Here is a 10953-nt window from a genome sequence, read left to right as displayed (position 1 = left end):
ACCTTGCTACTATCCATATCTGGGTTCAAAGGATTTTATTAGTGGGATAGGTTCTAAAAGTTGGGTGGGTGTAGCGAGCGATCAGCGATCGCTCCTTGATGGAGAACGCAGGCGATACCTACGCCACGTCAAGGACGAATGCACTCCATAACTGTTTACCCTGCTGGGTTTTGGGTAACGCGATATTTAATGCCAAGATTCTAAGATGAACGTTATTGTGATTAAACACAACAAGATAATTCCCAGCTTATAAAACCAATTGTCTCTTATATACATGTAAATGTAAAACAAGAATTTATTAGTAAATTGTATTTATTTATACAATATAAAAAGTATATATAAAAAAAAGGTATAGTTTAAATGACATGTCGGAAAAAAATGTATATTTGTTATTTTATGTATGAAATAATACAAACAATAAATATATTTTTAGTTTACTGTAAATTATGTTGACAGATACTAGTTATGAAATCAAGAGTATGAGTAAAGAAAGTATTGAAAACCAAGAAGAACTCAGGAAGATGCTTCACTTCTTCCTAGAAAAAATGGGAGCAACCCAGGTAGAACTCTCAAAAGGGATGGATGTTAGCCGACCAGTTGTGATTGAATTTCTCAATCAGGAAAAAAAAAGGTTGCCAGTTAACCGTCAAGGTTTAATAAAACTTTGCAAAACTCTGCAAAACCATAAACCATCGAAAAGAAAATCAAAAGCAGAGGGTGAAAAAAACTCCCAAGACATCGAGTCTCATCCCCATGCTGAGGAACTACGAGAATTATTGGGAGAGATTGGTACTGACGAACTATTGGAGTCTGCCGGTTTCTTACCCAATAACGCTAGTATTATTAAGGTCAGCCAAGAAAGGTTTTTTCAAATTGCTCAAGTAGTTGCATTGCTTGAGTTTTTAGAGGTTGAAGATTTAGTACCTACGACTCAAGAGTTTTTAGCGATCGCAAATAACAAAATAGCAATTGCTAACAAAGGACATTTTAAATATCAAGAGAACGACTATTTAACATCCCTGATTGATAATCTCTGGGAATCGCACCCAACACTTGGTTTAAAACTGAGACTGGAAGTAATTGACAAGCTAGAGCGGACTAGGGACAGGCTCAAAGCTGGCGGTAAGACAAAATTTACCCAGCAAGAAGCTATCAAATTATTCATCAGCATTGCGATCAAAGAGCAAATGCTAAAAAATCTCCCTAACCTTCACATTAGAGTGCAAAAGACAGAATTTCAAACCTTATCTCGATATGTTAATGCAGAAAAGGAATATAGTGATTTATACGCCCAATTCGTACAAATAGGTCATCAAGCAGAGTGTGCTCTCAAAACTCCAGGTTCATGCTTGACAATGCAACCACAAGCCAAGTCTCTGGATTCCCTCACTCCCGTAATTATGGCTTTAGTAACCTGTAGCTTTAGTTATGATGGCAAATCTCACGAGATGATTGAATGGATGTACACTTCTGGCAATACAATCGTTGAGAATGCTATAGGTGCTTTGAGCCTACACATGGGCTTGGCAGAGTATGTAGCTAACGTCGGCATCTCAACCAAAACTTTAGACAGCAGTATTGACTCTTTAGTTGAAACAACAGTAATTATCGGTAATAGACCACATTATCAAGGAATTTGGGTTGATCGCGACTCAATGATTACTATGCTACAAGCGATCATCTATGCTGCCAAGCAATGGATAGCCGATCAAAGTACATCCGGTAAACTAGATATCCAAATCTATACTTCAGCCTGTAAGGCTCTCTCTGATCTGAGAAAGCGATTAACTAAAGCCAGAAGAGCTTTTCAAAAATTTCAATTTCTTGATGAAGAATGCCAAACAGTTGAGATTAAGAAAATTGCTTACACAGCCAGAGAGGAACTGAGTAAAATTCCTCAAGAGGATATTTACTTTTCATATCGACTCAACTTCTATCGCTGCTATTTTCTGACAAAACGCTTAGAGCTAAGACTATCCAATTTTCAAGGAAACATCCGTAACGCACAACTGCTCATTCAAGAAATGAACCAAGTCCTTGAGGAAGATCAGAAAGTCAAGCAAGAGCTTGTTCCTATTCAAGCTCTCATTCAATCAGAAGTCTACCTGTACGAGCTTTCTTGTGGGCATGAGCAGAACTTATTTGATCAAAGCAAAAGAAGTCAGTGGCTGGGATTAGAAATCTGGGACAGTAAAATTCGAGATGCAACTAAACGAGGATCTTGTTACAAAGATCCTGGCTGGGATGTGTATCTAGCATTATCTGAAATGTATGGAAATGTTGCACGGATAGAGTTTTATCTTTCTGATGATAAAAGTTCTCTTTCAGAAGCCGCAGAAAATTTTCTCAGAGCAGCTCACTATGCATTACGCATTGGTTTAGCTCAACGAGCTTCTCGATGGCTAGCTTTTGCAGGAAGAGCTTGGATCAGGCTTGGAGAAGATAATTTGCCAAAACAGGCATCCAAGTTTGCCGATAAACTTGCTAAAACTGATTTAACTGCTGGTCACAGTAATAATTTTTGGCAAGCCGTGCTTTCAGAAATTTATTTGCTTGATGGAGAATATTTATTATTAATTCAAGATGATATTACCAATGCGTTGGAGGTTTTTTTAAAAGCACTCAAGGGCGCTGTATATTTAAGTTTGAATAGACGTATTTGTGATGCACTTTTTAATATTTCCAGGTGTTCGGATAAGTTGAGCAATTTCAGTGTCAAAGAAGGACTTAGTAGGGTCTTTAGAGAAGAAGATAGCTTAACTAAATCAAACGAAAACAAATTAAACCCCATGAAAAATATCACATCTGAGAAAGTTTTAGATTTGCTATGTAAACTATGGAGTAGAGAAGATAATCCTAGTTGGTATCAAGTAGGGGGTGAGTTTTCTCAACTCGCCGCAGGTATTTGGCAAGAATGGCATCGCGATACTGAGCTTGGAACCACAACTAAACATCCAATCGCCGAACTGATTGAAAAAAAAGTTTGGCTTGGTCGAGTTTAAGCTAATTGCAACTCTAGCAATCATCCTTACTTTAACGTGAGTTCGACGGGTTCAAAAAGGTGCAAAAAAAAGCTGAGACTGTAATTACATGAAAAAAAGGATGTCTCAGCGATGGAATCCATTGTATATCGGCTGAATGTAACGCAGATTTTTTGCGATTTCGATGACTTTTGCTGCTCATGGGAACGATTGTGGCAATTTGTTCGAGTTTCTGTAGCATCTGATGGCGCTCGCTTAAATCCCAAGCAAATGATGTTTCTGCACCAATGGACTTGCGAACTCGATTCGCCTCAACTGGACGGTCATCTTCTGCTCTGGCAATCTTGTAGTAATAATGACCAGCTTTCCCAAAATGGTGTGTTAACTCCAAGAGCGATCGCCCCTTTAAATCTGCGCCAGTATGAATGCCGAGCGAATGCATCTTCGCCGCCGTCACCTCTCCAATGCCGTGAAACTTTTCAATCGGCAGTTGTTCTACAAAGGCGATCGCATCCTCCGGTAAAATCACCGTCAGTCCATTCGGCTTATTCTGCCCTGATGCCATTTTTGCTAGGAACTTGTTAATCGATACGCCTGCGGTTGCCGTCAATTTCGTTTCCTGGAAAATCGCAGTTTTGATGTGTCTTGCGATCGTAGAAGCGTAAGTGATGTTTTGCTTGTTCTCAGTAACGTCCAAATATGCTTCATCTAGCGCAACTCCTTCCACTAAATCAGTGTAGCGTTTAAAGATAGCGTGGATTGCTGCGGAAATCTCTCGGTAAACGTCGAATCTCGGTCTGACAAATATCAGTCCGGGGCATTTTGCGATCGCTGTTATTGACGGCATCGCGGAATGAATACCAAACTTACGAGCTTCATAACTGGCTGCTGCAACCACGCCTCGCTGATTCGGACTGCCACCGACTACTAACGGTTTGCCTCGGTAGCTAGGGTTATCTCGCTGTTCCACCGATGCGTAAAAGGCATCCATGTCTACGTGAACTATTTTCCTGGTTCTACTAGCGACAGATTGTTGTCCGAAGGGTAGCTTTGTCACAAGCAGTCTCGTTTTTCACAGCATTTTCAAGGAAGTAAATACAACATCAGTTTTATAGTATAACAGTACTAGATAAGAGATAAAATTACCTACTATCGTTTTGAGCAACTGTCTCCTGAAGGGGTGTTTGAGGGGATACATAGTTTTTATGTCATCAAGCAAGCGAAGAAAGTTTTTTAAGTAGAAAAGAGCGTACCTGGAATTGCAACTATATTAAATATTAAATAGCTCTAACTTTATTAGTTCAAAAACATAAAAGAACACACATGACCACTAAAATAGATTTTCAAGGGGATATGGATAACGCAAGCGTTCCATTGAATCAAAACAAAGAAGAAGTATTTCAATGGACAAAGCAGTGGTATCCTGTAGCAGTTGTGGATTTTCTAGATCCATCTCGCCCACATGCAATACAGTTATTAGGAAAAGATTTAGTCTTGTGGCAAGACAATTTGAGTAAATGGTCTTGCTTTGAAGATTGTTGCCCCCATCGACTAGCTCCTCTTTCAGAAGGGCGTGTTGAGTCTGATGGCACACTTTTATGTGCTTATCACGCTTGGCGTTTTGATTCGCAGGGAAACTGTGTGAGCATTCCCCAGTCGAAAGATCAGCAAACATCTTCTAAACACTGCTCAAATTCAAAGTCATCTGCAATTAGTTATCCAACACAAGAACGGCAGGGTTTATTGTGGGTTTGGGCTGAGTCTGGTTCTGATGCACAGCTTGAAAGTCAATTGAGGACACCACGAATTATTCCAGAACTTGAAGAAAACTCCGACAAAGTAGTTCATCTATTTTGGAATATACGTGACCTACCCTATGGATGGGATTTTTTCATGGAAAATGTAGCTGATCCAGCCCATGTCCCTGTTTCCCACCACGGTCTAGTTGGCAATCGCTATAAAGATGCTAATTACTACGATATGCTTTGCATCAAGCAAATGTCTACTCAAGAAGGATTTTCTTTTGAAATAACACCGACTGCCCCCACGATTTCACAAGCGATTCACGACTTCCAACCACCTTGTCAGATGAGGATTGTTTCTACTTCCAAAGGTGGTGGTAAGCTGATCCTGGCATTGTATGCTACCCCTACACGCCCAGGGTGGTGTCGTCATATTGGCTGTCAGGTCTTAGTTAAGAACGAGACGGGTAAGACACCTAAAGGATTAGGAGTCTTTGGACTACCAATGCCAACTTGGCTAGGACATGTTTTGTCATCCTTGTTCTTACACCAAGACTTAGTATTTCTTCATTATCAACAGAAGATTCTAGCTAAACGCCAAAAAGGCCAATGGGTAAACGCAGTTTATACACCCAATCCTCAAGATAAAATGGTAATTACATTTCGTCAATGGTTGGAGAAAAAAGCTGGAGGTAGTATTCCTTGGGCTTCGGGGTGTAATACCGATCTTCCCTCCCTGGAATTGGACAAACAAAAGCTTTTTGATGTCTGGGCAACTCATACCCAACATTGCAAAGTTTGCAAAGATGCTTTGAAAAATATTAAACGTTTACGGGTGTTAGCTTACGGATTATCTATATTGTGCTTATGTGTTGCTGTAATTCTGGATGCTAGAGCCGTAGCGGTAAAAGCTACATTAGCATCTGCAAACCAAATCCCCGCGTCACTTTTAACGGTTTTTCCTCATACAGGGTTTTGGTGGGCGCTTGGGGGTGCAACATTATTTGTGCTTCTAGGATACTTACTTGATAAATTTAGTCATTTATTTTACGTTTACGAGTTTGAACACGCACACAATGATTAATCTATTCAAGGTAAGTCCTAAGAAAATTTATTCAGAAGGCTCAATTGGCAGGACGCTCCTGCTAACTCAGCCTTCTAAATTCCAAACTTCCAAACCAAGTTGTACCTCGTTCGAGAGATGCCAATAGTTTCGCCTATTGCTATCACTAGCAGATCAGTCCAGAAATATTTTACTCTATCAAACCTAGATGGCGATGAAATGCCTCAACTGCATTCGCCACACCATCCTCAGCCCTGATTTTCTCACCTAACTCCTGGGCTTTTTTCTGCATCACCTCATCACCCAGTACTATTTCAATCGCTGCCGCTAGAGTTTCTTCTGATACTTTCTTGTACGGTATCGGCGCAGGGCTGACTCCCAACCGAGTTAGCTTTTCACCCCAAACTGGCTGATCTGCAAAAAAGGGTACGGTAATTGATGGTATCCCCGCACGTAACACTGCCGCAGTTGTACTAGCTCCTCCGTGATGTACTACTGCTGGCACTTGAGGAAATAACCAATCATGCGGAACTTCCTCGATCGCAAACACTCGTAGCGAATCTTTTATATTTACCGTTCTTCCAACATCACCCCATCCTGATAATATAATCCCGCCTTGATGGGTTTTCTTTAGAGCTTCCACGATGTAATGTGTGAGATATTCTGGATTGGGCATCGTCATGCTGCCGAATCCAAAACACAAAGGTAATTGCTTTCGCCCAAGAAAATCCTCTAGTTCGATAGGTGGCTCGTATTCGGAGGCTTGGTCAATAAACCAAAACCCAGTTACATACGCCCAATGCGGCCAATCACGAGGTTTTGGGATGACGTGCGAACTAAATCCATACAATACAGGGATTCGTGATACATTCGCCGGAGTCTTCTGTCTGAAGCGTCTGCCCAAATATGGTAAGGGCGGCAATTTTAACGTTTCCGTTCTGAAGTGATTGAGTAATTGACGATATCTTTGCCAGTGCAAAAACTCTACTAGTAAGTAGCTACCATAGTTGATCGCTTTCTTTAGCGGGTTTTTAGTTGTTTGAGCAAATTTCAAAAACCCAAACATCCCTGTAGGACTCAACGGCAGAACTGATGCAAAAAAGCAAGGTACGCCTAATTTCTCTGCGATGTGATATCCAAAAATAGCTAGCGGCGTGTAGATAATTACCTCACTTCCCTGACACGCACTCCAAGCTGATTCTAACTGTTGAAGTAAAAGCTTATCTCCTTCTTCTTTTTTCAACTTTTCTCCCGCAATCAATCGCTGCCCTTGTTTCGATTGTAAAAACTCTTCCATATTGCCAGCGATCGGTGCAAACTTTAAATCGAACTTTCTAACAAAAGATGCAAAGTTTTCGTGTGTTGCGATTGTTACCTGATGCCCCGCGCGTTTCAAGCCAATAGCCAAAGCGCAGTATGGTTGCAAATCTCCTCTTGAACCTACTGTTAGGATCGTAATCTTCAGTTTCCGGCTTGGTGCTATAGGTAGACTTTGACTCAAATGCTTTTTCAAAAATGAAAACTCCAGTATTCAAAAATTGTACTAATTTCCTGTGCCTCTGGGCGATAAACCAATACAGTTGAAATCAGCCTGCTTTTTCGTAACTGTTCCCTTGCCTTATGCACCTACCGAACACGCTTACCATCCCTGAACTGCTTGATCCGATCGCGCGTTCCATTATTTCTTGTTGCTTTGTCTAAGAGCCAGAAGGAATCGATGAATCATATCAACTATAGTACTTATTTCTTGGAGTTCAGGATGTACAGTCTTGTAGAGCCGTATTAGATGCGTCTTGCCATTTGGTTTCCTACGAATGAGTTTTAAAACTTGAACGGGTAATATGCCTGATGAGCCTACGTAAATTGTCTCTGAACCTATCCCACTAATGCCAGATTGTGGTAATGTATTTCTGAATTGAGTTGGGTGTATCCGTTGATGGCTGGACGTTTTGAGGGCTTGAGCGACCTGGAATGGAAGTTATTTGAGGATATATTTCCTAAGCAGGCATCCAAGCGTGGTAAAGGAATGCCTCATGCACCATATCGCCATGTATTAAATAGCCTGTTGTACATTTTGATTACTGGGTGTCGATGGTGTGATCTGCCGCGTGGGGAGACATGGGCATCTAAAAGCTCGTCCCACCGATGGTTAAAAAGATGGCGTGAGGATGGAACATTTGAACATTTACAGGCGCGTATATTAGCGATCGCTAACGATCAGGGACTGATAAACTGGAACTTTGGCGCGGTTGACGGGTCTTTTTCCCCCTGGGAAAGGAGGAGGTGAAGACGTAGCGTATGGTGGCAAAGGTAAAGGTATTCTCATTCACACCCTGACTGAAGGTGGTGGAATGCCCTTGGCTAACTGCACTACCCCAGCCAACGGTAATGAAAGAGAACAAGTAATACTTCTACTTGATAAAGTCAAACTCAAAACATTAAAACGCGGCAGACCACGTAAACGAATCAAGGTGCTGGCTGCTGATAAAGGGTACGACTCAAAACAAAAACGTGCTGACCTACGTAAACGAGGTATTCGTCCTCAAATCCCAAAACGAGTCTGGAAAACCAAGAAAAACAGAGGAAGACCCATCAAAATCTCTGTTCCTAGATTTCAGCAGGAGCGTTGTTTTGCTTGGTATCAACGCAAATACCGCCGTCTCGTTGTCAGATGGGAACGTCAAAAGGTTTACTTTGACGCATTGATTGACCTTGCTACTATCCACATCTGGATTAACAAAATATTATTAGTGGGATAGGTTCCTGGAAACCACTGAATTAATTCAATTTCATTGAGATAATAGTCTTTCTTATAATGCCAGAACAGATAGGTATACTTGATTGTTAAAAGATGACTATCACAGTCAAAAATAATAGTTCTAACTGGGAGATGAAAGTCTACAATCGTCCTAGCGAATATCAAGCAACCACAGATAATTAGTGCTATGGAACTAAAATAATAAAGTGAAGGAGAAGCTACGCTCTGATATATTGATTCCACAGCTTTCTGATTCAGACCAAATATTGTCCATTTTTTGAATGTAGAGATTAATAAAAAGTAAATAGCAACATAAATAAAAAGGACTATTATCAAGGCATCAAAATTTCTTCTTTCTGACTTGATGACAAGTCGATTGGGTGTTGTTTCTAGAATTTTTAACATTTTGACTGATAATTTCTTCTTCAATCGTGTTCTGAATCAATAATTCGTGGGAAAAAATAACCATTACCTCTTGCTGTAATAATGAATTCTGGGTCGTTGGGATCGGATTCTACCTTTGTCCGCAATCGTGAAATATGCACATCCACCACACGGGTGTCTGTATTCATCTCTGGTACAAAGCCCCACAATTGCTGTAATATTTCAGCCCTTGAAAAAATCTTTCCCGAATGATTAACTAACAACTCTAATAAGCTAAACTCCACACCTGTCAACCGAATGCGTTGCTCATTTTTATGGACTTGCCGCTTACTTGTATCGATTTTCAGGTCGCCTGCATGAATTACAAGAGAGTTAGGAATAGTATTGATACTGGTTTTGTGGAAGCGCCGTTTTAGTACGCAGGCAATCCGAGCTTCTAATTCCTTGGGTGAGAAAGGTTTTGTCATATAGTCATCAGCACCGAGTTCCAGCCCAGTGATTCGGTCTGCTACATCTGCCAATGCTGTTAGCATAATAATTGGTACGTCTGATTGTTTCCGTAATTCAAGACATACACCATAACCATCCAGCTTTGGCATCATCACATCCAGAACTATCAAATCAGGGGTCAACAGGCGAAAAGCTGACAAAGCTTCTTCACCATCACTAGCTGTAACTACACTGTAGCCAATCATTTCTAACCGCGTCTGTAAAATCCGGCGGATGCTGGCTTCGTCATCTACTACTAAGATTGTGCCTTTTTCACCTGATAAGTTTCTCAACGACTGTTCCTAATGAGCAAGAACTCTCAACCATCCATTATCTGCTTATTAGGAGTCAAAAACGCAATCACATTTTTGACCCACAGTCATGATGAAGAAGCGATCGCTTTAAGGCATCTGCCCGAAAAAGAGATTTATATCCAATTAATAAATTCTTCAGTAAGAGACTGGTATTTTCCATACTTTTGCAGTAGAGTGTTTATTCTGTGCAATTATTGATACTCATTTTCTCCCAATTTTACCCAGACAAATTTTAAGCCAATGAATACTTCTAATGAAATACAGACAAAGAAAATCATCAAAAAATCTGACAAGCTTACCCTGAAACAGATGAAGCTAATCGAAGAAGCAGAAGACCAACTTCTTGAAGCTAATACTGTCAATACTTCAGCCCCTGTGGTTGAGGTTGAGGAGAAACCAGTAGCGATTTCAGAGCCTAGAGTTCCCGACTATATTCCATTCCTTGACAATCCTCCTGTACAATCGGTGGGTAATTCCGGCTGGCAGGTTTCTGATGTCTGGCGGGATATTCGGGTGGATGATTTCTGTAGTTAATTTAAAACAGGCAATTTGTATTCCCAGACGGTTGGCCATCAAGGCGGTTGTAATTATCCATGATCCGAATCTTAGAGGAGGGACAGGCATCAAGCAAGGGAGAAAAGTTTTCCCGAATGCATTCTTGTGCAGCAATACCTCTGTCTCTTAGCTAAACCAGTATTATGGCAACCGCCTGAGCCATTTTTGTAAACTATCTTTGCACTCAGTAAAACCTATAGTTGAATTGTGCCTATAATAAGTTACGGCTAACTATAACTATAAGTTAGCACCCTGTAACTGTGTATCGCTGAATTACGCATCAAAAGCGATACCAAAGACAAACAAAATTTATCGGCAGCGCAATAGTTTCTATTCCGTTGCCAACATGCACCCTCCGCGATCGCATGTTGGTGAAAGTGTTGTGTCTGGGGGAAAGTAGTTTTAATCGTAGTTTATATTGGATAAAAGATAAGACTACCTTATTTTGTGTTCTACCGCGATCGTGTTGTCACTGTAAGCATAAGTTGAGCAAGTTGCTCACTTTATGGTTTCAAAGTGGGTTGCTCGACTTATGCTTACAAAAGGAAGGAGTAGCACCGTCCAGTAGCTCTGGTGTGGGTTCAACTTAGTACGCTCGGTATAATTGAGAGACTTTCCAAACCCTCAACAGGGTTAATTCCAAGCTTGTAACACCACCTTAAAAACT

Annotated in this window: 8 protein-coding genes; 5 read left to right on the top strand and 3 right to left on the bottom strand. The window is 40.8% G+C overall.

The genetic code is table 11. The features are described from left to right. Positions 1-479: 479 nt before the first annotated feature. A complete protein-coding gene (locus tag RM049_RS38595) occupies positions 480-3002 on the top strand; it encodes a hypothetical protein (protein ID WP_322708013.1) in 2523 nt (840 codons plus the stop codon). A gap of 31 nt (positions 3003-3033) precedes the next feature. Here RM049_RS38595 and dinB read toward each other — a convergent pair whose 3' ends face one another. Then, positions 3034-4038 carry a DNA polymerase IV gene (dinB, locus tag RM049_RS38590; RefSeq protein ID WP_322708012.1) on the bottom strand — a complete coding sequence of 335 codons (1005 nt, stop codon included), beginning with the start codon at positions 4036-4038 and terminating at the stop codon, positions 3034-3036. A gap of 266 nt (positions 4039-4304) precedes the next feature. Between dinB and RM049_RS38585 the strand changes: the two genes are divergently transcribed. Further along, positions 4305-5807, top strand: a complete 1503-nt coding sequence (locus tag RM049_RS38585; RefSeq protein ID WP_322708011.1) for a Rieske 2Fe-2S domain-containing protein — start codon at positions 4305-4307, stop codon at positions 5805-5807. Between the two features lie 169 nt (positions 5808-5976). Here the strand turns inward: RM049_RS38585 and RM049_RS38580 are convergent, their stop codons facing one another. After that, positions 5977-7299 (bottom strand): glycosyltransferase, encoded by a 1323-nt coding sequence (locus tag RM049_RS38580; RefSeq protein WP_322708010.1) that lies wholly within the window; start codon positions 7297-7299, stop codon positions 5977-5979. Between the two features lie 423 nt (positions 7300-7722). Here RM049_RS38580 and RM049_RS38575 point away from each other — a divergent pair, with 423 nt between their 5' ends. Together RM049_RS38575 and RM049_RS38570 are read left to right on the top strand one after the other, a co-directional pair. Then, the gene (locus RM049_RS38575; protein ID WP_163928970.1) at positions 7723-8073 is read left to right on the top strand and encodes a transposase; all 351 of its coding nucleotides are present in this window, start codon (positions 7723-7725) and stop codon (positions 8071-8073) included. Next, on the top strand, positions 8027-8545 hold the full coding sequence (locus RM049_RS38570) for a transposase (protein ID WP_322708009.1): 519 nt from the start codon (positions 8027-8029) through the stop codon (positions 8543-8545). The genes RM049_RS38575 and RM049_RS38570 overlap by 47 nt, the downstream gene beginning before the upstream one ends. Before the next feature lie 424 nt (positions 8546-8969). Here the strand turns inward: RM049_RS38570 and rpaB are convergent, their stop codons facing one another. Continuing rightward, complete coding sequence (rpaB, locus tag RM049_RS38565; RefSeq protein WP_322708008.1) at positions 8970-9710, bottom strand: response regulator transcription factor RpaB; 741 nt, start codon at positions 9708-9710, stop codon at positions 8970-8972. Positions 9711-9971: 261 nt separating this feature from the next. On the opposite strand from rpaB, the gene RM049_RS38560 reads away from it, so the two are divergent. Next, on the top strand, positions 9972-10265 hold the full coding sequence (locus tag RM049_RS38560; protein WP_322708007.1) for a hypothetical protein: 294 nt from the start codon (positions 9972-9974) through the stop codon (positions 10263-10265). Positions 10266-10953: the final 688 nt, after the last annotated feature.

Origin of the sequence: Nostoc sp. DedQUE04 (genome assembly GCF_034530995.1) — a bacterium.
Taxonomy (GTDB): domain Bacteria; phylum Cyanobacteriota; class Cyanobacteriia; order Cyanobacteriales; family Nostocaceae; genus Nostoc.
Note: the sequence above shows the minus strand (reverse complement) of the source record. Positions and strands in the feature narration are given on the sequence as shown.

Coding starts and splice junctions, on each gene's coding strand:
- RM049_RS38595 (WP_322708013.1), top strand. CDS start 480: ATGAGTAAAGAAAGTATTGAAAACCAAGAAGAACTCAGGAAGATGCTT.
- RM049_RS38585 (WP_322708011.1), top strand. CDS start 4,305: ATGACCACTAAAATAGATTTTCAAGGGGATATGGATAACGCAAGCGTT.
- RM049_RS38575 (WP_163928970.1), top strand. CDS start 7,723: ATGGCTGGACGTTTTGAGGGCTTGAGCGACCTGGAATGGAAGTTATTT.
- RM049_RS38560 (WP_322708007.1), top strand. CDS start 9,972: ATGAATACTTCTAATGAAATACAGACAAAGAAAATCATCAAAAAATCT.